Annotated in this window: 22 protein-coding genes and 2 tRNA genes; 14 read left to right on the top strand and 10 right to left on the bottom strand. The window is 60.5% G+C overall.

What is annotated here, in order from left to right; genetic code table 11:
- The first annotated feature begins 18 nt into the window (after window positions 1–18).
- The 7 genes from MEMAR_RS05275 to MEMAR_RS05305 all read left to right on the top strand — a co-directional run bounded on the left by MEMAR_RS05275 (window position 19) and on the right by MEMAR_RS05305 (window position 6,660).
- Window positions 19–810, top strand: coding sequence for an EFR1 family ferrodoxin (locus MEMAR_RS05275; protein WP_011843917.1), 792 nt, complete (start codon window positions 19–21; stop codon window positions 808–810).
- Window positions 807–1,607, top strand: coding sequence for an EFR1 family ferrodoxin (locus MEMAR_RS05280; RefSeq protein WP_011843918.1), 801 nt, complete (start codon window positions 807–809; stop codon window positions 1,605–1,607). Before MEMAR_RS05275 ends, MEMAR_RS05280 begins: the two co-directional genes overlap by 4 nt.
- A 251-nt stretch (window positions 1,608–1,858) precedes the next feature.
- On the top strand, window positions 1,859–2,977 hold the full coding sequence (locus MEMAR_RS05285; RefSeq protein ID WP_011843919.1) for an epoxide hydrolase family protein: 1,119 nt from the start codon (window positions 1,859–1,861) through the stop codon (window positions 2,975–2,977).
- Between the two features lie 147 nt (window positions 2,978–3,124).
- Complete coding sequence (locus MEMAR_RS05290) at window positions 3,125–4,438, top strand: protoporphyrinogen/coproporphyrinogen oxidase (protein WP_011843920.1); 1,314 nt, start codon at window positions 3,125–3,127, stop codon at window positions 4,436–4,438.
- A complete protein-coding gene (locus MEMAR_RS05295) occupies window positions 4,435–5,412 on the top strand; it encodes a glycosyltransferase family 4 protein (RefSeq protein WP_011843921.1) in 978 nt (325 codons plus the stop codon). Before MEMAR_RS05290 ends, MEMAR_RS05295 begins: the two co-directional genes overlap by 4 nt.
- Window positions 5,413–5,531: 119 nt before the next feature.
- Window positions 5,532–6,230 carry a glycosyltransferase gene (locus tag MEMAR_RS05300; protein WP_011843922.1) on the top strand — a complete coding sequence of 233 codons (699 nt, stop codon included), beginning with the start codon at window positions 5,532–5,534 and terminating at the stop codon, window positions 6,228–6,230.
- A 4-nt stretch (window positions 6,231–6,234) separates the two neighbouring features.
- Window positions 6,235–6,660 carry a PaaI family thioesterase gene (locus tag MEMAR_RS05305; RefSeq protein ID WP_011843923.1) on the top strand — a complete coding sequence of 142 codons (426 nt, stop codon included), beginning with the start codon at window positions 6,235–6,237 and terminating at the stop codon, window positions 6,658–6,660.
- Window positions 6,661–7,098: 438 nt separating this feature from the next.
- Here the strand turns inward: MEMAR_RS05305 and msrA are convergent, their stop codons facing one another.
- Window positions 7,099–7,593 carry a peptide-methionine (S)-S-oxide reductase MsrA gene (gene msrA / locus MEMAR_RS05310; protein WP_011843924.1) on the bottom strand — a complete coding sequence of 165 codons (495 nt, stop codon included), beginning with the start codon at window positions 7,591–7,593 and terminating at the stop codon, window positions 7,099–7,101.
- Window positions 7,594–7,681: 88 nt separating this feature from the next.
- Between msrA and MEMAR_RS05315 the strand changes: the two genes are divergently transcribed.
- Window positions 7,682–8,233, top strand: a complete 552-nt coding sequence (locus MEMAR_RS05315) for a ferredoxin domain-containing protein (protein WP_011843925.1) — start codon at window positions 7,682–7,684, stop codon at window positions 8,231–8,233.
- 14 nt (window positions 8,234–8,247) lie between these two features.
- Window positions 8,248–9,330 (top strand): GHMP family kinase ATP-binding protein, encoded by a 1,083-nt coding sequence (locus MEMAR_RS05320; RefSeq protein ID WP_011843926.1) that lies wholly within the window; start codon window positions 8,248–8,250, stop codon window positions 9,328–9,330.
- A gap of 73 nt (window positions 9,331–9,403) precedes the next feature.
- Here MEMAR_RS05320 and MEMAR_RS05325 read toward each other — a convergent pair whose 3' ends face one another.
- The 4 genes from MEMAR_RS05325 to MEMAR_RS05340 form a co-directional block, all read right to left on the bottom strand.
- Window positions 9,404–10,951, bottom strand: a complete 1,548-nt coding sequence (locus tag MEMAR_RS05325; protein WP_011843927.1) for a PH domain-containing protein — start codon at window positions 10,949–10,951, stop codon at window positions 9,404–9,406.
- The gene (locus MEMAR_RS05330) at window positions 10,948–11,535 is read right to left on the bottom strand and encodes a PH domain-containing protein (protein ID WP_011843928.1); all 588 of its coding nucleotides are present in this window, start codon (window positions 11,533–11,535) and stop codon (window positions 10,948–10,950) included. The genes MEMAR_RS05325 and MEMAR_RS05330 overlap by 4 nt, the downstream gene beginning before the upstream one ends.
- A 102-nt stretch (window positions 11,536–11,637) precedes the next feature.
- Window positions 11,638–12,819, bottom strand: coding sequence for a bifunctional 5,6,7,8-tetrahydromethanopterin hydro-lyase/3-hexulose-6-phosphate synthase (locus tag MEMAR_RS05335; RefSeq protein WP_011843929.1), 1,182 nt, complete (start codon window positions 12,817–12,819; stop codon window positions 11,638–11,640).
- A gap of 237 nt (window positions 12,820–13,056) precedes the next feature.
- Window positions 13,057–13,210 (bottom strand) — tRNA-Trp (locus tag MEMAR_RS05340).
- Between the two features lie 94 nt (window positions 13,211–13,304).
- Here MEMAR_RS05340 and MEMAR_RS05345 point away from each other — a divergent pair.
- Entirely contained in the window at window positions 13,305–15,005 is a 1,701-nt protein-coding gene (locus tag MEMAR_RS05345; protein WP_011843930.1) for an AMP-binding protein, read from the top strand.
- Window positions 15,006–15,024: 19 nt separating this feature from the next.
- Here MEMAR_RS05345 and MEMAR_RS05350 read toward each other — a convergent pair whose 3' ends face one another.
- Window positions 15,025–16,332 (bottom strand): amidohydrolase family protein, encoded by a 1,308-nt coding sequence (locus tag MEMAR_RS05350; RefSeq protein WP_011843931.1) that lies wholly within the window; start codon window positions 16,330–16,332, stop codon window positions 15,025–15,027.
- Window positions 16,329–17,000: an MTAP family purine nucleoside phosphorylase gene (locus MEMAR_RS05355; protein ID WP_011843932.1), complete on the bottom strand. Its 672-nt coding sequence runs from the start codon at window positions 16,998–17,000 to the stop codon at window positions 16,329–16,331. Before MEMAR_RS05355 ends, MEMAR_RS05350 begins: the two co-directional genes overlap by 4 nt.
- Window positions 17,001–17,145: 145 nt before the next feature.
- Here MEMAR_RS05355 and MEMAR_RS05360 point away from each other — a divergent pair, with 145 nt between their 5' ends.
- From MEMAR_RS05360 to MEMAR_RS05375, 4 genes are all read left to right on the top strand, one after another.
- Window positions 17,146–18,270 carry a nicotinate phosphoribosyltransferase gene (locus MEMAR_RS05360; protein WP_011843933.1) on the top strand — a complete coding sequence of 375 codons (1,125 nt, stop codon included), beginning with the start codon at window positions 17,146–17,148 and terminating at the stop codon, window positions 18,268–18,270.
- A gap of 58 nt (window positions 18,271–18,328) precedes the next feature.
- Window positions 18,329–18,400, top strand: a tRNA-Ala gene (locus MEMAR_RS05365).
- A gap of 106 nt (window positions 18,401–18,506) precedes the next feature.
- Complete coding sequence (locus MEMAR_RS05370) at window positions 18,507–19,616, top strand: hypothetical protein (protein WP_011843934.1); 1,110 nt, start codon at window positions 18,507–18,509, stop codon at window positions 19,614–19,616.
- A 76-nt stretch (window positions 19,617–19,692) separates the two neighbouring features.
- Window positions 19,693–20,793, top strand: a complete 1,101-nt coding sequence (locus MEMAR_RS05375) for a hypothetical protein (protein WP_143706328.1) — start codon at window positions 19,693–19,695, stop codon at window positions 20,791–20,793.
- 150 nt (window positions 20,794–20,943) lie between these two features.
- Here the strand turns inward: MEMAR_RS05375 and MEMAR_RS05380 are convergent, their stop codons facing one another.
- The 3 genes from MEMAR_RS05380 to MEMAR_RS05390 are packed head-to-tail and all read right to left on the bottom strand — an operon-like array spanning window position 20,944 to window position 26,486.
- Window positions 20,944–22,461 carry a type I restriction-modification system subunit M gene (locus MEMAR_RS05380; protein ID WP_011843936.1) on the bottom strand — a complete coding sequence of 506 codons (1,518 nt, stop codon included), beginning with the start codon at window positions 22,459–22,461 and terminating at the stop codon, window positions 20,944–20,946.
- A complete protein-coding gene (locus tag MEMAR_RS05385) occupies window positions 22,458–23,642 on the bottom strand; it encodes a restriction endonuclease subunit S (RefSeq protein WP_011843937.1) in 1,185 nt (394 codons plus the stop codon). Before MEMAR_RS05385 ends, MEMAR_RS05380 begins: the two co-directional genes overlap by 4 nt.
- Window positions 23,643–23,648: 6 nt before the next feature.
- Entirely contained in the window at window positions 23,649–26,486 is a 2,838-nt protein-coding gene (locus MEMAR_RS05390) for a type I restriction endonuclease subunit R (RefSeq protein WP_011843938.1), read from the bottom strand.
- Between the last annotated feature and the right edge of the window lie 187 nt (window positions 26,487–26,673).

Below are 26,673 nucleotides of genomic sequence, written 5' to 3' on the forward strand. Positions count from 1 at the left end.
GGATCGTTTGAGGTTGTCATGAAGACCGTCATCTACTATTTTACCGGCACCGGCAACTCCCTTGCCGCTGCAAAGAAGGTCGCCGGGCCCCTCGGGGATACTGAGTTTGTCCCGATAGCGGCGTTTCGGAATACCACGGACGAGATCATCCCGGACGCCGACCGTGTCGGGATCGTCTGCCCGGTCTACTTCTCCGGGCTCCCGGCGATGGCGGCATCGTTTGCGGAGCGCCTCGACGTCGCTAAAGCAGACTACGTCTTCTCGGTCGTCACGCACGGGGGAGGCGGAGGCTCTGCGGCTCTCCGGCAGATCGACGAGATCCTCAAGGAGCGGGCCGGAAGGGGGCTCGATGCGGGGTTCGCGGTGACCATGCCGGGCAACTACATCCTGATGTACGGTTCGCCCGCGGGGAAGAAGCGGGACCGGCTGCTCGCCGCGGCGGACGCGGAACTCGATGCGATCGCGGGCCGGATCCGGCGGGGGGAGCGGGTGAACCTCCCGTACGCGCCTCTGACGCGCCTCATCAGGGCCGTCATGTACCCCCGGTTCCGTTCCCGCGTCCACGGGGAAGACCGCAGGTTCACGGTGACCGAAGAGTGTACGTCCTGCGGTATCTGCGCGAGCATCTGCCCGGCGGAGAACATCGAGATGGTCGACGGCCGGCCGGTCTGGAACCACCGGTGCGAACTCTGCTGCGGGTGCATCCACCTCTGCCCGGCCGGGGCGATCCAGGCCGGAAAGGCTACCGAAGGAAGGCAGCGCTACCGGAACCCGTCGGTCGGCATCGCCGAACTGGAGCGCCGGCCATGAAGACCGTCATCTACTATTTTACCGGCACCGGCAACTCCCTTGCCGCGGCGAGGAAGATTGCCGGAGCTCTCGGGGAGACCGAACTCATCCCGATCGCATCGCTCGCGGACACCCCGGGGACTATCGCCCCGGATGCCGACCGGGTCGGGATCGTCTGCCCGGTCTACGACTGCGGGGTGCCGGTGATGGTCGCCAGGTTCGCGGAACGGCTCGATCTCTCGCAGGCGGGGTATACGTTTGCGGTCGTCACGATGGGCGGGATAGGGGTCTCGGCGCTCCACCAGTTGAACGGGATATTCAACAGACGGCAGAACCGGAGACTCGACGCCGCATTTGCCGTCAAAATGCCCGGCAACTTCCCGCCGCTCATGCGGTCGGTGCCGGGCGAGAAGTGTGGTAAGACCCTCGGCAGGGCAGACAGACGGCTCGCCGAGATCGCGGAGGCGATCGGGAGCGGCCGTTCGGTCTCCCCGGGGTTCGAGCCCGTCTCCTGGCTCGTGAACGTCCTGAGTTACGGGCCGTTCGTAAAGGGCACCCGGAACGCTGCAGAGGCCTTCTCCGTCTCGGATGCGTGTACCGGCTGCGGCACCTGCACAAGGGTCTGCCCGGCGGGCAATCTCACCCTCACCGACGGCCGTCCGGCCTGGGGGCGACGGTGCGAACTCTGCTGTGCCTGCCTCCACTTCTGCCCGACCGAGGCGATCCAGCTCAACGTGATGCTCGGGACCGAGGGCCGGGGGCGCTACCGGCACCCGGATCTCACGGTTGCGGATATGGTGAGCCAGCGGGGGGAGTGAGATTCGCACACGAGGTTTGAGTCATGGCAACTCCCCTGCGGCGGCTGCGTGGACGCCTGCCCGGAAGGGGCCGTCGGCTACGCGTGGAGAGGGAGATGACCGTTCACCGCCGTGATCTCGCCGAAGTACACGTTCATCGCGGTCAGCGTGCTGCTCATCCTCGCTGCAGCTGCCGGATGGGCTGCGAGCACCGTGCGGCGCCGGGCTCATAGAGAAAAGATATAAGCAGCAAGAAACCGTCCACCCCCGGCATGCAACCCTTCACGATCGCCGTTCCGGAGGCTGTCCTCGACGACCTGCGTCAACGCCTCGCCCGCACCCGCTGGCCCGATGACGGTGGCGGCCGGGGGTACGGCATCGATCTCGCATACATGAAAGACCTCGCCCGTTACTGGGAGCACTCCTATGACTGGCGGAGGCACGAGGCGTACCTGAACCGCTTCGCCCAGTTCAGGACGGAGGTCGACGGGGTGGGGATTCATTTCGTCCACGAGCGCGGGAGGGGACCGGACCCGACGCCGCTCCTCCTGCTCCACGGCTGGCCCGACTCGTTTTATCGGTATCACCGGGTCATCCCGATGCTTGCCGATCCCGCCCGGTTCGGCGGCGACCCCGATCTCTCGTTCGACGTGGTCGTCCCGTCCATCCCCGGACATGGGTTCTCCGACCGAAAGCCCATGACCACCGACGACACTGCCGATCTCTTCGCGGGACTGATGACGGAAGAACTGGGATACGGGAAGTTCGTCGCGGCCGGCGGCGACGCCGGGACCCTGATCGCCCAGGCCCTCGCGGAGCGCCACGCCGACGCCCTGGTCGGCATCCACCTGACCGATGTCGGCTACCCGGACCAGACGACGGATTTCTCGACCCTCACAGAGCCCGAGATGGCGTTCGCGAACTACATCCGGGAGTGGTGGATGAACGAAGGCGCCTTCAACATCATCCAGTCGACCAAACCGCAGAGCCTCGCCTACGGCCTGGCCGATTCGCCCGCAGGCCTCGCGGCCTGGATCATGAGTTTCATGGTCTCGGGCACGACCGGTGAGGAGTTTGAGACGCGCATCGGCCGGGACGAACTGCTCACGAACATCACGATCTACTGGGTTACCCGGACGATCGGCTCGTCCGTCCGCCGGTACTACCTTGACGCCCACGCGATCTTGGGCCCCTGGCGGCGCACCCCGGTTCCGGCTGCCGTCGCCCACCCTCCCCGGGACGCTCCGCTGCCGCGCGAATGGGCCGAGCGCCGGGTCAACCTCAGGCACTTCACCGAACTCCCCCGCGGGGGGCACTTCGCGGCCTGGGAAGAACCCGAACTTTACGCAAAGGATGTTTTGGATTTCGTCGGAGAACTGCGCAATTCTTAGGAAGACCCGCCGTGCAGGCCTGACGGCACAGCAGAACCCGCGCTCCGCGTTCCCTGCCCGGGAACTCCCGTTTTTCCCTCCAATTTGCGGCGTCTGCGGGGAAACAGATGGTCAACGATATAAGGTTTCGGCATAAACAGTACGGGCGTGAAATCGGCGGTACTGGGTGGCGGCCTCACCGGGATAACGCTGGCCCGCCTGCTCCACGAACAGGGCGACGACGTGACCGTTCTTGAACGGAACGAGATGATCGGGGGGCTCTGCCGCTCGAGGAAAGAGTTGGGGTTCACGTTCGATGCCGGGGGCTCGCACATCATCTTCTCCCGCGACGAGGAGGTCCTCTCCTTCATGCTCTCGGCACTCGGCGAGAACGCCGACCGGCGGGCGCGGAACACGAAGATTCTCTATAAAGGCCGCTACGTCAAATATCCCTTCGAGAACGGCCTGTATCAACTCCCTGACGAGGACCGCTTCTTCTGCATAAACGAGTTCGTCAAGAACCTCATCGCCGTCGAGAAAGGCGAAGTCCCGCCGCCGAAGAACTTTGCCGAATGGATCACCTGCACCTTCGGCCGGGGCATCGCCGAGTGCTACATGCTTCCCTACAACGAAAAGATCTGGAACTACCCGGCCGACCGGATGTCGCACCACTGGGTGGAGGGGCGCATCCCCCGCCCGCCGGTCGAGGATATCATCAAGTCGGCGATCGGCATCGAGACCGAGGGCTACGTCCACCAGGCGGTCTTCTCCTACCCGGTGACGGGCGGGATCGAGGCGCTGGTCAGGGCGATTGCGGAGCCGGTCCTCCCCGCCGTCAGGACCGGGTTTTCGGTCACTTCCATCCGCGAGGAGGAGGGCGGATTTGTTGTCAGCGACGGCCGCGAGACCGTCCGCGTGGACCGGGTGATCTCGACGATCCCGCTCCAGAACCTGCTCCCCTGCCTCTCCGACGTCCCGGCCGACGTGCAGGCGGCCTGCGACGCTCTCCGCTACAACTCGCTCTGCTCGGTCTTCATCGGGCTATCCGGCGACGTTCCCGATATCTCGTGGCTCTACGTCCCCGACGAGAAGACCGGCCTCTTCAACCGGATATCGTTCCCCTCGAACTACAGCACGGAGGTCGCCCCCCCCGGCCACTCCTCGATCCTCGCCGAGATCACCTACAACGAGGGCGACGCGGTCTCCCGGATGTCGGACGCCGGGGTCGTCGAGCATACCGTCGGATCGCTCATCGACGCCGGGTTCATCCCGTCACGGGATGACGTCGTCTACACCGGCGTCGCGCGGGAGAAGTTCGCCTACGTCGTCTACGACACCGAATACCTGAAGAACATCGCAATCGTCCGGGAGTTCTGCCGGGATCGGGGCATCGACCTCGTCGGCCGGTTCGCAGAGTTCGAGTACCTCAATATGGATGGGTGCATCAGGAGCGCGATCGATTTCGTGAGGGAATATCCATGAAAGTCAACTTCTTCGTCGAAGACATGCTCTTCTTCAAGTACATCGGGTGCGCCACTCTGGCAAAGACGCTCTATAACGCTCTCGTCAGGGAAGAACCCCGCCCGAAGATTGCCTGGAACGCCCATGGCCGTGACTTCGACCTCGTCCACTACCACACCTTCGGCCCTCTTGCCCTGACGAACAAGAAATACAGTCACGGCGTCAAGGTGCTCACGGCTCACTCGACCCCCCGTCTCAACGCCGGCAACCTCGTCTTCTCCGAGACGGTGAACCAATTTTACCCGGAAATTTACGGGGGGTTCGACCACATCATCACCATCTCGCCCCTCTGCGAGAGGGAGGTTCACGAGATCGCCCCGGACGTCCCGACCACCCTCATCCCGAACGGCGTGAACAGGGAGAAGTTCCAGCCGAACCCGGAAAAACGGGCGGCATTCAGGAAGACGTACGGTATCGGGGAGGACGAGTGGGTGGTGCTCACCGTCGCCCAGCAGACACCAAGGAAGGGCATCTACGACTTTCTCGCCCTCTCGCACGAACACCCGGACATCAAGTTTGTCTGGGTCGGCGGGTTCCCGTACGGGAGGCTTTCCCAGGACTACAGCATGATCGAGGAGAAAAAAAGCCGTTGCGGGAAGAACGTCCTCTTCACCGGTTTTGTCGACGACATCACCGCCGCCTACTGCAGCGCCGACGTCTTCTTCATCCCCTCCTACGCAGAGGGGCTCCCGATGGTCATCCTGGAGGCGTTCGCGACCGGCCTGCCGGTCGTCGCCCGGAGAATTCCTGAGTTCACCGGGAATTTCAGGGATACCGCCCTGTACTTCGATAATACCGAAGAGGCCGGCATGCTGCTCGAGAACCGGGATCTGCTCGGACGGCATGCGGCGCTCTCCCGGCCGTTCACAGAGGATTACGACATCAGAACGATTGCGAATCTCCACATTGACCTGTACCGGAAGCTGGCCGGGTAGTGCCGGGCTCGCGTTGCTTTTGGGAGGCCGTTCCTCTTCTCCCGTGATGCTGACGGGGAGATCGGCATCACGCTTATAGCAAACCGGCATCAACAACTATACCGGGAGTTGATCGAGGGATGATCTCCGTAGTCGTGCCGACCTATAACGAAGAGCAGAACATCGAGCGCTGCCTTGCGTCGCTCGCAGACCAGACGGTGCCGCGGGATACCTACGAGATCATCGTCGTCGACGGAGACTCGAAGGACAGGACCCGGGAACTGGCCGAACCCCTTGCGGACAGGGTCTTCATCCAGACGAGCAAGCGGGTGGGCGGAGCCCGAAACGATGGGGCGATGGCTGCCTCGGGCGATATCATCGCCACGACGGACGCCGACTGCGTCCTCCCCCGGGACTGGGTGGAGCGGATCGGGAAGGACTTCGCAGAGAAGGATATCGTGCAGCTCTACGGCACGGTCTACCCGATCGAGGACAGTTTCCGGAACCGGCTCTCTCTTCTCGGAGCAAACATCTTCTCGCGCCTGGGCTACTACACCCGGACGATCTACTTCACGCTCGGGTGCAACACGGCCTTCGACCGGGAGGCGTTCATCCGGGCGGGGATGTACCGCTGCATCGATGCCGGGGACGATCTCGAGATCGCGCAGCGGATGCGCAAGCTCGGGAAGGTCCGTCTCGACCCCCGCCTGAAAGTCGGGTTCTCGATGCGGCGCTACCAGCAGTTCGGGACGCTCAAGTCGCTCTGGGAATGGCTCTACATCGTTCTTCGCGGCGGCGAGGCCAACGGCGCCACCTACTCGCAGCGGGAGTACAAGTAGTTCCATGAAGGAGACCGTATCCATCCCGAAAGCCTATTCTGCGGCGGTGCAGCGTTCCGACGCCTGCGAGTTCGCACGCCTGCTCGGGCTGGCGGTCACGGCGATCGGGGACGGCCTTGTTAAGGTGGCGATGGCGACCGAGGGCATGAAGAACGCCCACGGCACGACCCACGGGGGCGCGATCTTCGCCATCGCCGACCACGCGTTCGGCGTCGCCGCGAACATGGAGGGGATCGACCAGATCGCGATCTCCGCTAACATCCGCTACTTCACTGTCCCCGCGGGGGAGACGCTCGAAGCGGTCGCCTATATGGTCTCGGAGACGGAGAGGACGTCCGTCTACGCCGTCGACGTCTACTCGGGCGACCGGCTGGTCGCAACGTTCGAGGGCGTCGGGTTCAAGATCGGGGGAACGGCGAAGCGGGAGTGAAAGGGGTGGTTTGATGCGGCAAATGTCCCCGAGCGTGCAGGCTCTAATGGGCATTGTACCTCACGGATCTCGTACACGGATTTCCAGTGGATATCGCCATTGGGGGAGGGGCTGACGGGGAGTGCGATGGGCGGAATGCGACCGGTCGCCAGAGCGGGAGCATGAGCACCGAAGGTGCGAACGCCCGGAGCTCGACCACCGTCAGGTGGGGAGGGGGGAGCATCCCCCCTCCCCTGTCCCCACCCCCCTGCGTGGCGATATTCCCACGGTCCACTGCATCGGATTTACTCTCGTTTCTACTATCCGAGAAGCATGAGAATGGCTAGACGGAGCGCGGGAATCCCAGCACCGGGTCATAACCCTCTAGCATAAGAACGCTCGATCCTTCTAACCGCAGCCCCCCAGAGATCCAGCCCGAATTTACCCCCTTCTGTCCCCCTACCACACCGTCCGGCACTGCCCGCCGCCGCGTTTCGCGAAGTACTGCTGGTGGTACTCCTCCGCCCGCCAGAACGTCCCCGCGGGCTCGATCGCGGTGACGATGGGGCGGCGGAACTTTCCTGATTGATCCATCTCCTCCTTCGACGCCCGGGCCTCCGCCTCCTGCTCGGGAGTATGGACAAAGATCACCGACCGGTACTGCGTCCCGATATCGGGTCCCTGCCGGTTCGGGGTGGTCGGGTCGTGGGCGTCCCAGAACGTGTCGAGGAGCGCCCGGTACGAGACGGTACCGGGGTCGTAGGTCACCTGCACGACCTCGGCGTGCCCGGTCCTTCCGGTGCAGACCTCGGGGTAGGTCGGGTTCTCGACGGTGCCGCCCATGAATCCCACCGCGGTCTCCACGACGCCCGGCACGCGCCGGAACGCCTCCTCGACGCCCCAGAAACACCCCGCGCCGAACGTGGCGCGCTCGAGGCTCTTCTCCGGTGCCATGACGGTCCGGCTCTTTTACGGGTTCGTGGAAAAAGGTATCGCTGCCGTCCGGGCATACCCTTATCTGGGGTCGGGGCCACGTACTCTCATGGTCTTTGAATCAGACGCCGTAGAGGTGGTCGCCCGGCTGATGGCGCTCTCTGCCCGCACCGCGCCGAAGGCCCGGGGCACCGACGTCATCAAGACGATGATCGTCACCGAAGAGGAGAAGGAGCGACTCGCCGGGGCGATGCGGGAGTACGGCGAGAAGCACGACGCGGTTTTCTTCATCAGGGACGCGGGCAACGTCGTGGCAAGCGACGCCTGCCTCCTCGTCGGGTCGCTCTACGCCGACGCCGTGGGCCTCGACTGCGGCGGGTGCGGCTACGCCACCTGTGCGGAGATGCTCGACGCCCAGCGCGAGTTAAACCCGCCGGCAACGCCGTTCCGGGGCCCGAACTGCATTGTGCGGATGGCGGATCTCGGGATCGCGGTCGGTTCCGCGGTGAAGACCGCGAGCCTCCACAACGTCGACAACCGGGTCATGTACACCGCCGGCGTCGGGGCGCTCTCGCTCGGGTGGCTGGAAGGCTGCGGCGTCGCTTACGGCATCCCGCTCCGGGCATCGGGAAAGGATATCTTCTTTGACCGTACACGCTGAAACGAAGTGACGAAATGGCTGTTATGAAGATCCGGGGCGGGGACCTCGACCTCGTCGAGTACGAGTTCACCTCCTTCTCCCCCGGCGAGAATATCCGGCCGTGCGGCCTCAAAAAGGACTACCGGCTCACGCCGGTCTCCGGCACCGTCGCCGCCCGCGCCCCGGCGAGGATTCACCTCACCGTGCTCGACATGAACCGGTTCTCTCCCGACCATCCCGGGGGAGGCGGCATCGGGTTCGCCATCGGGGTCTACTGCACCGCCGAGGTCGAGTGCACGCCCTCTGGGATTGAGATCGACTACACCCGCGAACCGATCCTCCGGCACTTCGCGGAGGCTTTCCGGCAGGTCGTCGGGTACGAGGGCGGTTTTAAGATCCGCGCACGCGATCACCAGTACGAGCACGTCGGGCTCGGGTCGACGAGCACCATCCTGATCGCGGTCGCGAACGCTCTCAACGTCGCCGTGGGCTCGCCGCTGACCTCTGATGAGCTCCGCCTCCTCCTCGGCTGCAACTTCGTCGAGGAGACGGAGGCCGGGAACGTCGCGTTCGGGTTCGAGACCGGCGTCGGGCCTGCCGCGAGCAGCCACGGCGGCATGGTGGTGATGGGCGACGAACTGGCGCTCATCTACCGGCACGCCTTCGCCGGGGGCAAAAAGGTCTACATCGCCATTCCGGCCTCCGACATCTCGTCGGCGGGGGAGAAGGAGTTCGACCTCCTGATGAACAAGGCCCGGACGCTCGACTACCGCGACCGGGAGCTGAAGTCCTACCTCGTCCTGATGGACCTCATCCCCGCGCTGGAACGCGGCGATCTCCGGAAAGCCGGCGAGGTCATCTGGGAGATCGAGTTCCGGGGCTCGAAGCGCGCCGAGGTGGAGCACCACGGGTTCGAGATCTACCGCTACATGGCGGCGCTCCGGGACGCCGGCCTCGAGTTCGTCGGGATGAGTTCGGTCGGCCCGTCGATCGCGGTCATCACGGACCTCCCGGAGGAGGCGGTGACGGAGATCCTCGCGAAGGCAGGCCTCCGGGTCGCTATCGCTACCACGGTCGATAACGAGGGGCTGAAGATCCACCTGGAAGAGAGGGCGTGAGGGGCGGGGCCCCGCCCAAAAGCCTCATTTTAAAAGAACGCCCAGTGGAACTCCTTGTGAGTCCTGCCGGTGCTCAGATACTGTTCTTCCGGTAATCGTACTCCCCGCTCGCGATCCGTTCCATGACGGTCTCGCCGATGGCGGCAAGATGGCTCCCGGCGAAATACCCCGACGAGACGCTCGCCCCCCCGGTCGAGGAGAGGAGGTACACCTTCCCCCGGGCGACCCCGAAGACCCGGGCGACCGGGCCTCTCGTTATCCGGACCATCTGCACCTTGTCGTAGTTCATCACGACGGTCTCGCGGTCGACGGCGCCGTTCACGAACGTGAAGAGGTCGCTATCCGTGCCGAACTCCGTGATCCGGTAGGAGACAGAGGTCGCGTAGAAGATCGCGAGGATGGCGAGCGCCGTCGCGAGCGGCAGCGCGTACGGGAGGACGAGCCCGGCGATCCCGGCCAGGGCCGCCGTCTCGCGGTAGAGATAGATCGACGGGTAGGCCGTCGCCAGAACGAGCGCGAGAGAGGCTAACGCGGCCCGGATCAGGAGAACGCTCCTCGCGCCTGCGGGCTGCCGCTCCCGGCCGTGCTCGGCCACGAACTCCGGCACCAGGTCTTCGAGAAGCCGCTGCTGCGTCGCATCGTCCTTTAAGAGGCAGAGGACGGGGCGGAGACTCTCCCCGCTCCCGGACGCGAGCCCCACCACCTCCGCCTCGATGCACGACCGGGAAAGGAGCCGGGCCGCGAGCGTCCGCTTTACCCGGACGGCGTTGATCCGCGAGACGTCAAACGACGTCTTATACGTCCTGATCAGGCCGTGCTCCAGGTATATCGTGTCGCCCCGGCGGTATACCCGGTAGTTGTAGTAATGGAATATCAGCGAGACCGACGGTGCCAGCTGGACGACGAAGAACATCAGCAGGGAGACCAGCGCCGTACCGCCCGCTCCCGCTCCCGTCACCGTGGAGACGTATACCTGAACGACGGAGTAGGCCAGGAACGCAAACCCAAAGACCGTCTGGTAGGTCGAGACGCTGAAGAGGCCGTGGACGATCACGTCCGCCGGGGAGAACGTGACCGGGGGTTCGGCCGGCTCGTCTTCCAAAACGGTCTCGTGGCCGTACAGCCGCTCTGCCATCCCGGCCCGTATCCCCTCCGCCACGTCCTCGCTAAACGTCAGGACGGCTTCCGGCACCGTGGCGCCGCTGCCCGAGTTGATGTTGACGAGCAGCCTCGATGTCCCGAAGACCCTGTTCAGGATACCCCGGTTGATGTTCACCGACGCAACCTTCGCGTAGGGGAGCGTCTTCTTCATCTTGAAGAGGGTGTTCCTCTCCACCACCACGTCCGTCTCGTTGAACTGAATGGTCGTCCGGCTCCACTGCCGGTAGTTGAAGAGCACCAGCGCGACGAAGAGGAACGCGAGTACGGCCGGTAGAGCACCCCTGCCGAGCTGCGTGGCGAGGACGGCCAGCACCACGATCGCCGAGAGCGATCGCTCCGCGATGATGCTCGGGTGGCACCGGATCTTCTCGCCATGGCGAGTTGGGGTATCCGCAGCCGTCCCGGGGCCGGAGCCCGCATCGCTGCTGCGGTCCTCTGTCTCCCGGTCACTCCCGTTCATTCGTCTGCAGCCCCCGGCCGGGGGATGGGGGTCGCCGGCATCCTGTCCCGGAGCATCCTCCCGACCAGGTTGTTGAGCCGGTCGGCCACCGTCTCCGCCTCGTCAATCTCGAGGTACCTGATGTCCGCCTCGCCCCCTGCAGTGGTTATGGTGACGTCCGCGAGGCCGAGCAGGTTGTTTATCGGGCCTCTGGTGATCTCCACCTGGTGCACCCGCTCGATCGGCACCAGGGTGTGGCGGATGAAGAGGACCCCGCAGCGCACGTCCACCCGGTCTTCGGTGATCCGGTAGCGGTACCGGGCGTAAAAGACCGGCGGAGCCGCGGCTATGTAAACCAGGGCGATCCCCAGGACGAGCAAGAAGCCGTACCTGATAAGATCGTAGTAGGACCCCAGGAATCCCTCTGCGTAGGTCTTCGTGAGGATGTAGGCCACGAGCAGAACCGCATACCACATGGCGTAGTCGATGTACATCGAGAGCATGCACTTCCGGTTCAGCCGGCGGTAACCGTCCGCGCCCGCCCCGGGTTCCGGCGATCCTTCGTCGGCCGGAGCCTGCCCGTTCACCGGGCCGGGAAACGACATGGTTATTCGTTGCCGTTCTGCTCACTTTAACCTATTGTCCGGGACGGTTTGCGTCCCCGCATCGCCGGGAACGCTCCGGTGGAAAAAAGATAACGACCGACTTCAGAAGTCGGTCATGATGCGGAACTGGTCGATCTCTTCGGTGCTCAGTTCCTCGAGGAACTCTTCGGCCGCGTGCTGGATGTTCTTGCTCGCGGTGATGGCGCGGCCGACGACCAGGATGTCGGCGCCCGCCTTCCTCGCGTCCTTCACGACGCCCTGCCGGATGCCGCCCGCGGTCGCGACCAGCAGCCGCTCGCCGCCGGCTTTCTTGATCGCCGGGATGTCTCCCCAGGCGTAGGCGGTATCCTCGACGTCGATGCCGCGGTGGAGTTCCACGACGTCCGGCTTCACCTTCAGCTGCTTGACCACGGCAACGGGGTCTTTGACGTTGAGCATGTCGATGACGGTGTAGATGCCGGTCTTGCGGGTGTCCTCGATCGCCTTCTCGATGGTGGAGATGGGCGCGAGGCCGGAGATCACGACGGCGTCGGCGCCGGCGTCGGCGGTCATCCGGGCCTCGAGGTTGCCCGTGTCGAGGGTCTTGAGGTCGGCGACGATGAACGCGTTCGGGCGGCGTTCGCGGATCTCGGAGATGATCGAGAGGCCGAACTTCTTGATCAGGGGCGTGCCCGCCTCGATGATCAGGTGGTCGTTCTGGGGCAGTTCGTCGAGAACCCTGTTCATGTGGTTCCTGTCGACGAGGTCCATGGCGACCTGGAGGTACGGCGGGTCCCAGAGCCGCTGGACCTTGAATCCCATGACCGCGTGGGCCGCCCGGTCCTTCTCGTGCAGGAGCGTCTCGACGTCGGGGAACCGGTCGAGGGCCCGGCGGAGCGCGAGTTTCATCGCGCCGTAGTTGAACCGGTAGATCTTGTTGTAGTCCTGTGCGGTCGGGTGAACGAAGACGCTCGCCATGATGACGGTGTCCTCGATGTCGACCCCCTCAAAGACGCCCTCCTCGATCGAGTCGGCGACCGCTTTCGCCACCGCGGCCTGGACGGGCCCGAACATCTGGTTCACCTGGTACTCTTTCTTTAACGTGACCTTCGGGATGATGAGCGTCGAGGGTTTCGTCGGCAGGTTCGGCCTGACGACCGCGAGGAGCGGTGTGTGTCCCTTCGAGAGCTGCGAAATGGAGTTCGCAAACGCCTGTCCTACCGCGCCCTCTTTGTTTCCCATTATCAGATCTATGTGCGCAAGTTCTGCGCCGTCTCCAACCAATGCTTCACCGATGAGATACATATGGATACCCTCAGATAGTGCTGAAATATTGGTGAAACAGGTATTAAAGACCTCCCGGTGGGATCGATACCGTTAAACGCGAAACGCCCGGTTCGAGAGGGAGGCCCTCTTCGCGTGCTGCCGGTATTAACCGTCCCCGCTGCGGGGTTTTGCGTGCAGAGGTTCCCTGTCGCGCCCCGGCACCGGACGTAAATAGCCACAGATTCCCCGGGGTGTCGGATAAGAGTTACAAGAATGTGGGGTCGGTGAGATTTGAACTCACGATCGACGGGTCTCTCCGAACATGCATCAGTGCTCCAACGGGTCATCATCCGTTCGTCAGGAGACCCATTGTTCATCACGTGCAAAGACCGCTGGAGCCCGTCGCCATTCCGGACTAGGCCACGACCCCCCTGCCCTCTATACGTTTGACGGCCATGAAGTATAAGGATTGCGCCGGAAAAAACCAGTAATCATATAACCGTACCTGCACCCATTTATATAGAATGGTTGAGGGCAGTTACGCGTGTGGGAACTCGCAGATACCCCTGCTCGGCATCACCATCGGTGAAATGCTGAACCGTATAGCGACGGAGCATCCGGACAGCGAAGCACTCGTCTCCGTCCACCAGGGTACCCGGTGGACGTATGCGGAGTTTCTCGAGCGCGTCGATACCCTTGCGCGCGCCCTCATGGCGCTCGACGTGGAGCGCGGGGACCGGGTCGCCATATGGGCGCTGAACTACGCGGAGTGGGTGCTCGTCCAGTTCGCCACGGCAAAGATCGGCGCCATCATGGTGAACATCAACCCGGCATACAGGACCTACGAGTTCGAGTACGCCATGAAGCAGTCCGAGGTCCAGACGCTCCTCATCCAGGGGCGGTTCAAGACCTCCGACTACGTCGGGATGTTCTACGAGTCCTGCCCGGAGGCGTTCGAGGCAAAGCCCGGCCGGATCAACAGCGACAAGTTCCCGTTCTTAAAGAACGTCGTCTTCCTCGGTGACATCCCCTACAACGGGATGTACACCTGGGACGACCTCCTTTCGAAGGCCGAACTCGTTCGTCCCGAAGAACTCCGGGAGCGCGAGGAGTCGCTCAGCTTCGACGACGCGGTCAACATCCAGTACACCAGCGGGACGACCGGGTTCCCGAAAGGCGTCGTCCTGACCCACCACAACATCCTGAATAACGGTTTCATCATCGGCGAAGGGATGAAGTTCACCCACGAAGACCGGCTCTGCATCCCGGTGCCGTTCTACCACTGTTTCGGCATGGTGCTCTCGAACATGGCGAGCGTCACCCACGGCGCCGCGATGGTGCTGCCTGCGCCGGTCTTCAGCCCCGAAGCGGTCCTCAAAGCCGTCCAGGACGAGAAGTGCACGGCGCTTCACGGGGTGCCGACGATGTTCATCGCCGAACTCTCCCACCCGGACTTCGCGAAGTACCGGCTGGATACGCTGCGCACCGGGATCATGGCCGGGTCGCCCTGCCCGACCGAGGTGATGCGGGAGGTCAACAAGAAGATGAACATGTCCGAGATCGTGATCGTCTACGGGCAGACGGAGACCTCGCCCGGCGTGACGATGACCACCACCGCGGACCCCCTGGAGCGGCGCGTCTCGACTATCGGCAAGCCCTTCCCCCACACCGAGATCAAGATCATCGACCCGAACACACAGCGGATTGTCCCCCGGGGGGAGACCGGCGAGATCTGCGCCCGGGGCTACTGCGTGATGCGGTGCTACTACAACAACCCGAACGCTACCCGCGCGACGATCGACGAGAGCCACTGGAACCATACCGGCGACCTCGGGACGATGGACGAGGAGGATTACGTCAAGATCGTCGGGCGCTTGAAGGATATGGTGATCCGCGGCGGGGAGAACATCTACCCGCGCGAGATCGAGGAGTACCTCCACAATCACCCAAAAGTCGCCGATGCTTACGTGATCGGCGTCCCGGACCGGAAGTACGGCGAGGAGCTGATGGCGTGGATCAAGACCGACAACGGCGCGACCCTCACCGAGGACGAGGTGAAGGAGTTCTGCCGCGGCCGGATCGCGCACTTCAAGATCCCGCGCTACGTCAAGTTCGTCGACGATTTCCCGATGACGGTCTCGGGCAAGATCATGAAGTTCAAGATGCGCGAGATGGCGATCGAGGAACTCGGGCTCGAGAGCGAGTCGAATATCGAGACCGCGTAATCACTTTTTTAAAATAGGGTCAGGAGGCCTGCTCCGCCCGGTCGACGAGCGACCGGGCGGCGGCGGCGGCCTCGCGGACGATCTCCTCTTCTCCCGGCACCTCCCGCTCGTGCATCAGGACTCTTCCCTGACAGAGAACGGTCATGACCGCGCCGCCGTTGCAGGCGTAGACGGCGTTCGAGTCGGCGTGGAAGAGCGGGGTGTTGCAGGCCGCACGGGTATCGAGGAGGACGATGTCGGCCGGTGCGCCCACGGTCAGGGTGCCGGGGCCGGTGCCGAGCGCCCGGGCGCCTGCCGCGGTCGCCATGCCGATGGCCTCGCCGGCGGGCAGCAGGGTCGGGGAGTTCCAGGCGAACTTCTGGAGGAGCGCGGCGAACTTCATCTCCTCCATGAGATCCAGGTTGTTGTTCGAGGAGCAGCCGTCGGTTCCGAGGGCGACGTTCGCCCCGTACTGTCTCAGCCAGTGGTAGGGCATCGCCCGGTTGACGGCGAGTTTCATGTTGCTTGCGGGGTTGTGGGAGGCGGTGACGCCGCGCTCTCCAAGGAGCCGGCACTCGGCCTCGTCGAGCCAGCAGCAGTGCGCGGCGACCGTCCGGGGGGTGAGGCAGCCGCACTCGTCGAGGAGGTATGCGGGGCGTTTGCCGAACCGGGCGACGCAGTCGGCGACCTCCTTCTCGGTCTCGGAGAGGTGGACGTGGATGCCGATATTCTGCTCGGCCGCGTATTCGCCGCACCAGCGGAGCCCCTCGGGGGAGACGGTGTAGACGGAGTGGGGCCCGACGGCCGCTCTGATCCGCGGGTTATCGAGCGATTTGACGTGGGCGACCAGGGTTTCCGTCGCTTTGATCTCGGCCTCCCGCTTCTCCTCCATCCCGAGGTCGATGAACCCGTAGGCGAACGTCGCCCGCATGCCCATCTCGTCGGCCGCGGCGGCCGCCCGGTCCATGAAGAAGTACATGTCGTTGAACGCGACGGTGCCGCTCTTGATCATCTCCAGGCACGCGAGTCTGGTGCCGGCGTAGACGTCGTCGCCGGTGAGGTGGGCCTCGAGCGGCCAGATCTTCTGCGAGAGCCAGTCCTGCAGCAGCATATCGTCCCCGTAGCCCCGCAGGAGGGTCATCGCGGCGTGGGTGTGGGTGTTCACCATGCCGGGCATGGCGAGCCGGTCGGAGCCGTCGATGACGATATCGGCGTCGATCGTCTTCCTCGCGTTCTCTCCAATTCCCGCGATCAGGCCGGTCTCGTCGATCGCGATATCCACAGTCGATCCGTCGATGGTGACCCCGGCGATCAGGGTAGAACCTCTGGCAGTAAAGATCTCGTTCATGCAAGTCGCTCCACAATCTTTTCGAGGATGATCTCGGTCCTCCGGCGGTTCGCCCGGGAGGTCGCGAGGATGTGCTCGTAGGTCAGGGTCTCTTCCCCGAGGCCGTTCGCGTAGTTGTCCACGGTGCAGACGGCGGCAAACCGCATCCCGAGCTCGAGGGCGAGCGTCGCCTCGCTTGCAACCGTCATCCCGACGATGTCGGCGACCTTTGCAAGCGCTTTCACCTCGGCGACGGTCTCGATCCGCGGCCCGCGGGTCTGGGCGTAGACGCCGCCCGTCCGGGCGTCCGGCACCAGTTCGGCGAGGGTGCGGACGAGATCGGCGTCCAGTTCGGGCCGGACGTGGTCGATGGTGCACTCGTGGATGGACGGGATGTCGGTGACGCTCAAATAATCGGTGGGGATGACGATCGAGCCCGGCGGGATCTCGTGCTTCAGGGAGCCGGCGGAGCCGAAGGCGACGATCTCGTCCACCCCGAGGACGGCGAGCGCGGCGAGGCACGCGCGGTAGTTGATCCGGTGCGGGGGAAGGTTGTGCTGGTGGCGCAGGAGGAGCGCGAACTCTCCGGTATGCACCTCGGCCTTCCCGTAGGGCGTGGCGACGGTCGTCTTCTCGAGCGGCGGCAGGTCGGCGAAGAGGAGGCTCGTGCCCCCGATGATCCCGAGCATCAGGCCCGCCCCGCTATACCGGTGTACGCTTCTCCGTGCGACATTCTCGTTAGAGTGTGTGACGTCCTACTGCAAAAGATTCACCTTTGCGCCGCCGCGGGATCGGTTCAATAAGGATTTACGCCATCGCGATAACCGGAATATCATGGGCTGGTTTGAGGTGGTCGGCGAGGACGCCATCAAGAACGGAACGTGCACGGATATCTACTTCCGGCGGGTCGTGGAGGTCATGGAGCGGGACGGCATCAACCCGCACGTCACGATGGAGGTGACGGCGTCGATGCTCCCCGACCCATGGGGGGTCTTCTGCGGGCTTGACGACGTCATAAAACTGCTCGAAGGCCTTCCGGTGGACGTGGACGCGATGCCGGAGGGCTCGATCTTCTTCAAAAACGAGCCGGTCCTCCGGGTCTCCGGGCGCTACCGGGACTTCGCGGTCTACGAGACGGCCATCCTCGGGTTCCTCTGCCACGCTTCAGGCGTGGCCTCGGCGGCCGCCCACATGAAACTGGCCGCGGGGGGCCGGCCGGTCTTCTCCTTCGGCTCGCGCCGCCAGCACCCGGCGATCGCGGCGATGATCGAGCGGGCGGCCTGGATCGGCGGGGTGGACGGGGCGAGCAACACCTGTGCGCCGGACGGGATCCCGCTCGCGGGGACGATGCCGCACGCGTTCATCATGTGCTACCCGGAGCAGGAGGACGCCTGGCTCGCGTTCGCCCAGGGTGCCGGCCCGGAGGTGCCGCGGATCATGCTCGCGGACACCTTCTCCGACGAGACGGACGAGGCGGTCCGGGCGGCGGCTTCGGGGGCGACGGCGGTGCGGCTCGACACCCCGCGGTCGCGCCGGGGGGACATGCGGGCGATCGTCGAGGAGGTGCGCTGGGAGCTCGACGTCAACGGCTACCCGGACGTGAAGATCTTCCTCTCGGGCGGGCTGTCGCGCGCAGAGGTCGCCGCCTACCGCGATATCGGCGACGCCTTCGGCGTCGGGGGCGCGATCGCGAACGCCCCGGTGATCGACTTCGCGTTGGACATCGTGGAGATGAAGGGCCGGCCCTACGCGAAGCGCGGGAAGCGGAGCAGCGCAAAGCAGGTCTACGATCTCGGCGGCCGGCGCCTCACCCTCCCCGCCCGCACCCCGGCGCCGAAGGGCGCGGTGCCGCTCCTCGCCCCCTGCATCAAGAACGGCACCGCCCTCGTCCGCCCGAAGATGGAGGATGCGCGGGAACGGGTGCTCTCCCGCCTCCCGGCCCTTGCCGGGGAGGGATAGGGGGCCGGCCTGCCCCAATCCTTATTATGTGATCACGATCAACATTGTAGGGTAACAGGGGCCGATAGATCAGGGGTAGATCGCTACCTTGGCATGGTAGAGGCCGCGGGTTCAATTCCCGCTCGGTCCATCTTATTTTCAGATTGACTTGATATATGGCAATCCTCAAGATACCTTCATGTTCCGCCTATATCATCAGGTTCAAATAAGAAACATCTAAATCTACATGAAACTTAATGGAAATTAACCGGGGATGTGATACTTTGAACCTCCCTTCGCTCATCAGAGCTGATAGAGACTTCGACGACATTCAGGAGCTGATCCAGTACCTTGAATGTGAGCGAGGAGACGACCAGATCAACAGTAATCTCCACATAGTTGCAACGCTGTCGATGTTCCAGAACATCGACCAGTTCGTCGAGAGCCTCAGAAACTTCCATTTCTCCATCGATGAGAGGGCAGGAAAACTGCTCCTCCTCTCGAAGGAATCCCAGGGTAAACGGATTTATATTTATACGTTCTTCGACGACAGGAACAATGTCCCGCTCTTCATCACGGATGCAAAGAAAACCAATGAGATACCTGACATCCTCTTCACTTACATCAACCGTACAAAGGAGATATCAAATCTCTGGATAGCCCCTAAGGTGATGAAGGAGATCAAAGATAACCTCGTCCGGGAGTACCCGGATATGATCATAACCTATTTCTCTGCGAAGAGGAGCCCCAACACTGATATTCACTCCGAGTTCCGGCCCCATGTCGAGAGAGGCATCCAGTACAGGGGGAACGACGGAAAACACACGCTTGAGGAGATGGAATTCTACTACGGTGTGCTACCAAAGATTCTTGAGGTCCAGCTCCCGAACGGCATCGCATTCCGCATCGACAATAAGGGAATCATAACACTGCGTCACGGACACTTCGCCGGCATCTTCAAGATAATCGAGGAAGTTATTTCACGGCTTGAAAACGTGAGAGAGGCAATCGGAGAGTCGGGATATTCCATCAGCAAGGTCGGGTCCCGCAGGCAATTCTCGAATGCCATTCAGATCCCCTGGTCAATCGATGTGCCGGTGGAGATGCACTACGATGACGTTTCCCGCTTCTGCAAGGCGATACGCAGCGAGGAATGGAACTTCACTGTACTGGAACAGGTGCTGCTGCCGGGTTCAATGTTCTTCTCCGCCCGGTTGATCGATGAGCACACGGGTTCTCTCCTGGACATCTCGACTACCGGCAAGAAGATCGACGTCTACCCGGTAGAGAAAATAGACATCGGAACATCCATGAGGTTTTTCGAGTTTGTGGTCGAGAATATCGATCATATGGCAACCGTAGGGTGATATCATCCATATTCCTCGTGAGAAGGAAGACTTTCAGGCGTTCTACAAGCGTTCTCCACCTGAAGTCCGCGAGGAATTGGATAAATTAAAAGAGAAATATAAAGCATACTCTATACCCTCGGCACGAGAGCGAATCGGTGATGCTCTTGAGGAAGACAAAAAGCACCACACTCTCGTGAAACAATGCGCAAAATCTTTCGCACAGACCAACCTTTCACAGAGATCCGGATACGAATTTTATTTTGCAGAGCCCCTGATCGAGTTCGGCTCCGCAAAAAAGGGAAATCACACTTTCGATCTCTTCCTCTACAACGAAGGCGAAAACCGTGCGATCTTCGTCGAGTGCAAATCCTCGATCACCGATGTAAGAAAGACGTTAAAAGAGGTCGGATTATCCCGTGATCTGGTCCTTGAAAAGACGGACTACCTTTCGGATACCATAGACATCGAGCTGGATCCCAACCGGTTCGAGTACGTGCTCTGCATCAACGAGAAGGACAAGATGAAGATCATCGAGTCCATGAAGGCACAGGGTCAGAAGCCGCATCCCAAATACGATATCAACCTGATAAAAGTCTGGGTTTATGCCCCGCGGTCTCAACTGATACAACTTCTCCTCGAATGCTCGCATGAGAATTCGGCATTAAATGAGATGCTGCAGGCGGGTTTCGGCGATCAGGACCTCCACCAGCAGTATGAACTCCCTTACTGTTACTCGACGAACCCTTACCGGCTCATCCAGCTGGCAATTATCGGGGAATGCTACCGAAAGAACCTGTTCGAAGATGGTATCGAAGATCCGAAGATCATCCAGAAAAGCGCAGTGCTCTCGACCTTGATGAATAACGTCTCTCTGGGCGTTTCAGAAGATCAGAAGAAGCGGATGGTGATGGAGAAGTTACGAATTGTCCTCGAATACGGGCAGAAGTATCAACTATTCGACGAAGTCGGCGCCGATGCTATCCGGCTCAACTGCCGGGGATCTAAACTCCGTGCCGTTCTTGAGAATATCGATGCAAAATTTATTGATAGGTGGGTCGATGAGAAAGCCAGCGCAGAGGGAGAGAAACTCGCACTTGAGGACTACCGGAAGAATGCCATGAGGAATCAATCCACGCTGTCCCAATTTCCCAAAAAAGATGATACCTCCGTTGAAGGAGAGAGATCAGATCCCTGACTGACTATTAAGCCTTTTTCGCATCCCATAAGTGAGACCTTATGCCAATCAGACTATCTTCACTCCTGATGGAACAGAAACCCTTCGTATGACTCCTCATCCAGCACGGACTATCGTAACTAAAGAGTACTAAGATAGCCCCTTCCATCCTTATTTTTCAGACTTTTTGAGCATCTCCTTTAATTCCTCAAGATTCTGCTGGATCTGGCTCTCTAAAGCCTGGATTTTATCGATGATCACTTCCGGAGGCTCATACTCGACCTCTTCGTATTCTATCTCCTTGTAGCGAGAGATCGAGAGGTCATAGTTATTCGCCTGGATCTCCTCGACCGGCACATAGAAGCACTTCGCCTTCCGGTCGGTCGGGTTTGTATCCCTCCGCTCCCTGAACCGCTCGATGATGTCAGGGATATCGCCCTTACCGTCGATGAATGTCCGCTTGTCGTCGAGCGAGTAACCGTCCGCCTCCATGTCGTAGAACCAGACCTTCCCGGTTTTTCCGCCCTTCACGAAGATCAGTACGGCGGTCGACACTCCCGCATAGGGCTTGAAGATCCCGGAGGGCATGGAGACGATACCCTCCAGTTGATTCTCCTCAAGGAGCATCCGTCGAAGCTCCTTATGCGCCCTGGAGCTCCCGAAGAGCACGCCGTCAGGCACGATAACGCCGCACTTCCCACCTATCGTCAGGAGTTGTATCATCCGCTCGACTAGGAGTAGTTCGGTCTTCGTCGTGCCGAGCGAGAGGCTGTCGTTGATGTCGCTCTTATCGATGCTCCCCTTGAAGGGGGGATTGGCGAGCACGACGGTATAGCGCTCTTCTTCGGTGTATCGCTTGGAGAGGGTATCTTTGAGCTCGATGTGAGGCGCTTTGATGCCGTGCAGCATCAGGTTCATGAGCGATATCCGGGTCATCGTGGAGTCGAAGTCGAATCCGTAGAATGTATCGCTCCAGAGCTTCTCCCAATGCTTCTGATCGGTGATATTGTCGCCGATGAGGTTATGGTATTCTCCCTCGTCGTCGACCTCCAGAAGGTCGGGACTCGTGTACTTCCGGATGATATGCTCATACGAGTTGATGAGGAAGCCAGCCGTACCGCACGCCGGATCGCAGATCCGGTCGGTGATGTCAGGATCGACCAGTTCAACGATCATCCGGATGATATGACGCGGGGTGCGGAACTGCCCGTTCTTCCCGGCGGTGGAGAGCTGCGAGAGAAGGTATTCGTAGATATCGCCCTGAGTGTCGCGGTTCTGCGCCGTGATATTCATCTCGTCGATGAGAGCGACCGCTTCCTGGAGGAGGGAGGGCTTCGGGATCATAAAGACGGCATCGCGCATCTGTTGAGCAAAGAGTGTCTTCTCACCGTTATGGAGGGACTGGATGAAGGGGAAGACCTTATCGCGGACGTGTACAAGCATCTGCTCGGCGGGATAGTGCTTCCAGCTTGACCACCGGCACTCCTCATGCTCCTCGAAGACCGACGTATACGGTACTCCCCGCGCTCGCGCTCGATTCTGTTCGACGCCATCCATATCTTCGAGGCGCTTCATGAAGATGAGGTAGGACATCTGCTCGATGGACTGGAGCGGGTTGGACATTCCTCCGCTCCAGAAGCGATCCCAGAGGGTGTCGATCTTTGATTTTAGGTCAGAGGCGAGTTTCATGCTACCAGTTCCCCGGTGAAGGCTTTTGACATTAAATTGTTTAACAGAGAAGATTTTTCAACAGCAGATTTGTTTTGGATATCCCTTGTAACCTGAATACTTTGCGCAATTTTGGCAAATCTATTCTGAAGGTCTAAAGGAGGTAGAATAACATTAAGATCAGAAAGAATCTTCAAATTAATATTACGTTGCGCTGTTTCAGGGGCAGAATCCCATAAAATATTCTTGTAGTGTCTTAACATCATTTCTGTAAATATTGGATTCGCTTTATCAGGCATTGGGCTTACTCCAACAACACTATCAGGAAAACAACTATCAAAATCTAAAATAGCGGTATCTCCAATATTTGCTGCAATTGCTATAACAATTATCCCTTTTTTGAATAGTTTGCTGATTTTTAGACCCTCATCGTTAAGGGTTTGAGAAAAAGTGGTTAATCTGCCCCCACTTCGGGAAATGTCTCCGGTTTGAATGAAAGGATAAGATCCACCATAAAAGCGAGGCTCATTTCTCGGCCGATGTGAGAATTTACCTCTTTGGAGCACTGCAATTGCATCCAGTTTCACAATATCCCACCCTTTTGGATTCGTCGCTGGGTCTCCAAACATCTCCAGAAACACGTTCTGCATCAGTTTCTGCGTCAGCGCATCCGCCTCCGCCCGCAGGCGCTGCGTTGCCTCTGTCTTCTCAAGAATGGCGACGATTTTGTACTGAGTTTCGATTGGAGGAAGGGGGATATAAACGTCTAACAGAGTCTTTGGGTTTACTCTTGGAAGGTTCGCACCTGACGATTTCGCATTAATCATACTCACGAACTCAGGCGTCCGTAAAAAATAGCCCAGGAATTCTCTTATTAGCAGGTCGCTGTCCGGCTTAATGGGGATGATATCAGTGCTGCATACGCCAGCAAAATCAGGCAAATATACTTTGTTCAAATATGGCCTTAATTTACCGTACAATATGTGCTCTTCTGTGAACCCAAATTTGTTGCTCTTTATATCATCGCCAAGTGTTTCGGAAAAACTTACCAGTTGGCCTGTGTTGCTCTCGATGTTCTCCAGGCCAATATAGTTCTGAAGCTCTCCCCTCATTTCGTCAGGTGAAACTGCTTTATTATCAATTTTTGCGACCTCTTCTAGTTTCACCAATCTCCATCCCTCAGGCAACTCCTTCTTCAGCACTTCTCCTTACGCCCCCGCCGCAAACAATTCCCGCTCCAGCCCCTGACAGATGCCGATAAACGCCTTCAGATCGCCCTCGTCAAACATCGGCATCGGTGCAGTACTCCCAAAATTCGTGAATGGAGCGAGGAATAGATCGTCCATTTCTATACGCCTCTTACGCATAAAAACGGTCTGAATCGTCCGGATGAAGTGAAGTTGATCGGCGGTGTAGTGCTTATTGCTCTCGATCATGTAGGTCTGAAACGCCTCTGCTATCTTCTCCTTAGGATCAGGCGCTTCATAGAGACCGAAGAGCGAGCGGATAAACTCGACCAGCGAGCCATACGGGTGACGCGGCGAGATCTGCAACATCTCTTCGGTGACGTTCACTCCCGCCTCCGCCAGCGCCTCTTCGAGATCGTGAAGGTCGGCTTCGGTTATCGGGTCATCCCGGAGAATCTTCTGGATAACCGGGTTATGGTCGGCCAGCTCCGTCACCCGCTTCTCGACCTTCTCTCTGAATGCCACCACGTACTCCGGAGCATCCTCCTTGAGCGTCCAGAGCGTGCGCTGCTCGATGATATCCCCCATGTCGATGACGATCGGCTCATGCGCCTCCTTCGACATGTACTTCATGAGCGGGGCGATCTCCTCCACCAGCCCGATCGCATCCTCGAATGACAGACCCTTCCAGAAGGCATGAGTCAGTACCTCGTCCAGCCGCTCCTCTTTTTCCTTCACAATATTGAGCGTGCGGGGGAGGTGATCGACCATCTCCCCGATCTCCGGGGCCAATCGCTCGATCTCCTTCTCGTTGCCCTCCAGCACCGCCAGCCCCAGCCGCTCTGCTTTCACGGTGAAGGATGCCTCTTTGAGGTTCACGCCGGTCTGGAAGCGCATGAGGGGCATGATCGTGGTCTTCAGGTTCTCCAGCGGGTCGAGCCCGACATTATCCCAGAGCTTCGGGGAGAGGGCTTTGGCGATCTCCCGCTCGTGCTCCCGGACGGTTACCGAGTCCATCGGAAGCGAGCGGATATCCTCTTCGAGCCTCTGCCGGACGATCGCCGCCCGCTCGTCGTCGCCCTGCTCCAGGAGCCGCTCCAGTTGCTTCAGCCGAAGGAAGAAGATCCGGCTCGTGATGGCTTCGGTCGGCTCGTTCTTCACCCCTTCGGGATTCATATTCCAGTACTCGAAGTTATTCCAGAAGTCGAAGACCTTGAAGTACTCTTTATGCCCGTCCGGCAGCCATTCCCGGTGTTTGCACGCGCCATCCGACCGCGTCCCGCGCCCCAGCATCTGCCAGAACTTGATCTTTGAGAAGACGGGTTTGGCGAAGACCAGGTTGCAGACCTCCGGCACATCGATGCCGGTATCGAGCATATCCACCGAGATCGCCACGCGGGGGAAGGACTCGTGTTCGAAGTCGTGGATGAGGGCCTCGGCGCGGGGGTCGTCCGAGACGATGATCCGCGCCAGCCGTCCTTTATATTCGGGATACAGGTCGTCGAACGCCTCATGCAGCCTTCGAGCGTGCTTCTTTGAGATGGCGAAGAAGATCGACTTTGCCGGAAGTGTCCCGGCCTGATCCATCTGGCATCCCTCCATGAACTCCCGCACGATCGCTTCGGACGTACCTTTGACGGCGACCTTCTTCTCCAGCTCTGTCCCTTCAAAGTTGATCTCGTACGGGTCGATCCCCTGCTCGATCAGCCGGTTGCGCTCGCTCTCCGTCAGGTCGGAAGGGTGGAGACCTTCGATCTGGAAGTGTGTCTGCGCTCCGATGATGCTTTTGCGGAAGTCGACCAGGACGCCGTCCTTCACCGCCTCGTCATACGAGTAAAGCGCGGTCGGCATATTGTCGTTACAGTGGAAGAACCGGAAGGTGTCCCGGTCGACCAGTTCGGCAGGTGTTGCCGTCAGCCCGATCTGCATGGCGTCCAGGTAGGTGAAGACATCCCGCCACTTGTTGTAGATGCTCCGGTGCGCCTCGTCGGAGAAGATCAGGTCGAACTCTCCGGGGGAGATGAGGTTCTGCCCGTGCCTGTCCTTCTGGGTGTATATCTCCTGAAATGTCTGGATGGTAGAGACGTACAGCCGTTTTTCCTTATTGTAGATCCCGTGCAGGATCTTGTCCTTGGCCTCATGGGGGAAGAACTCCAGGAAGCCTTTATTCCACGCCTGATCGCGGAGCGCCTTTCGGTCGGCGAGGAAGAGCACTTTCTGCGCCCGGTTCTCCTGGAGGAGGGCATCGATGATTGCCATCGCCACGCGGGTCTTGCCGGTCCCGGTCGCCATGACGATCAGCCCTTTGCGGTGACCTTTACGGATGTGCTCCAGCACGCGCTTGACGTTCTCGATGCTCTTTGAGCGGTCGACAATGCGGGTATTGATCTCGATCGATCGGGTGGGATCGATCTTCTGAATCTGGAAACGGAGCCGCTCCAGGTCTTTCTGCGCGTAGAAGCCCTTCAGCAGCCGGAGTGGGTAGCGCTCCCGATCCCAGAACCAGATCTCATAGCCGTTGGAGAGGAAGATGAAGACGTCTCTCCCGGTCTGCCGCTTGATGTCATCGGCGTACTGCTCCGCCTGCTTCTGTCCGATGAGCGGATCTTTCGAGGTGCGTTTGGCTTCGATAATGGCGAGCGGCGCGCCCAGGCTATCGAGCAGGAGGTAGTCGACGTACTTGCTCTCCAGATCATTCTTCAGTGTCTCAGAGACGGTCTTATAGGAGCGTGCGAGAAAGTCGGATTGCTTGGTATCGACTTCGGGAATGACAGAAGCGCGGTTCATAACGTCCCAGCCCTGCTCGGCAAGGTAGACGTCGATTTTACTCTTCCGCGTCTGTAATTCGGTTAAGTCCATACGATTTCTCCACGCCGGGGAGAATAGGAGAATAACGAGCCCTATTCATTAGTTAGTAAAAACAGGCGTGTAAATAAGGGTTGTGAAATCTTCGTGACCGATCATCAAAATTGAAGGAACTTTACTCGCCATTCTCCCTTGAGATTGGTATTAGGTCTTTTCTCCATCGTGAAAAAGAAATGATCTC

The organism is Methanoculleus marisnigri JR1 (assembly GCF_000015825.1).
Lineage (GTDB): Archaea > Halobacteriota > Methanomicrobia > Methanomicrobiales > Methanoculleaceae > Methanoculleus > Methanoculleus marisnigri.

Coding starts and splice junctions, on each gene's coding strand:
- MEMAR_RS05275 (WP_011843917.1), top strand. CDS start 19: ATGAAGACCGTCATCTACTATTTTACCGGCACCGGCAACTCCCTTGCC.
- MEMAR_RS05280 (WP_011843918.1), top strand. CDS start 807: ATGAAGACCGTCATCTACTATTTTACCGGCACCGGCAACTCCCTTGCC.
- MEMAR_RS05285 (WP_011843919.1), top strand. CDS start 1,859: ATGCAACCCTTCACGATCGCCGTTCCGGAGGCTGTCCTCGACGACCTG.
- MEMAR_RS05295 (WP_011843921.1), top strand. CDS start 4,435: ATGAAAGTCAACTTCTTCGTCGAAGACATGCTCTTCTTCAAGTACATC.
- MEMAR_RS05300 (WP_011843922.1), top strand. CDS start 5,532: ATGATCTCCGTAGTCGTGCCGACCTATAACGAAGAGCAGAACATCGAG.
- MEMAR_RS05305 (WP_011843923.1), top strand. CDS start 6,235: ATGAAGGAGACCGTATCCATCCCGAAAGCCTATTCTGCGGCGGTGCAG.
- msrA (WP_011843924.1), bottom strand. CDS start 7,593: ATGGCACCGGAGAAGAGCCTCGAGCGCGCCACGTTCGGCGCGGGGTGT.
- MEMAR_RS05315 (WP_011843925.1), top strand. CDS start 7,682: ATGGTCTTTGAATCAGACGCCGTAGAGGTGGTCGCCCGGCTGATGGCG.
- MEMAR_RS05320 (WP_011843926.1), top strand. CDS start 8,248: ATGGCTGTTATGAAGATCCGGGGCGGGGACCTCGACCTCGTCGAGTAC.
- MEMAR_RS05325 (WP_011843927.1), bottom strand. CDS start 10,951: ATGAACGGGAGTGACCGGGAGACAGAGGACCGCAGCAGCGATGCGGGC.
- MEMAR_RS05330 (WP_011843928.1), bottom strand. CDS start 11,535: ATGTCGTTTCCCGGCCCGGTGAACGGGCAGGCTCCGGCCGACGAAGGA.
- MEMAR_RS05335 (WP_011843929.1), bottom strand. CDS start 12,819: ATGTATCTCATCGGTGAAGCATTGGTTGGAGACGGCGCAGAACTTGCG.
- MEMAR_RS05345 (WP_011843930.1), top strand. CDS start 13,305: ATGGTTGAGGGCAGTTACGCGTGTGGGAACTCGCAGATACCCCTGCTC.
- MEMAR_RS05350 (WP_011843931.1), bottom strand. CDS start 16,332: ATGAACGAGATCTTTACTGCCAGAGGTTCTACCCTGATCGCCGGGGTC.
- MEMAR_RS05355 (WP_011843932.1), bottom strand. CDS start 17,000: ATGCTCGGGATCATCGGGGGCACGAGCCTCCTCTTCGCCGACCTGCCG.
- MEMAR_RS05360 (WP_011843933.1), top strand. CDS start 17,146: ATGGGCTGGTTTGAGGTGGTCGGCGAGGACGCCATCAAGAACGGAACG.
- MEMAR_RS05370 (WP_011843934.1), top strand. CDS start 18,507: ATGGAAATTAACCGGGGATGTGATACTTTGAACCTCCCTTCGCTCATC.
- MEMAR_RS05380 (WP_011843936.1), bottom strand. CDS start 22,461: ATGAAACTCGCCTCTGACCTAAAATCAAAGATCGACACCCTCTGGGAT.
- MEMAR_RS05390 (WP_011843938.1), bottom strand. CDS start 26,486: ATGGACTTAACCGAATTACAGACGCGGAAGAGTAAAATCGACGTCTAC.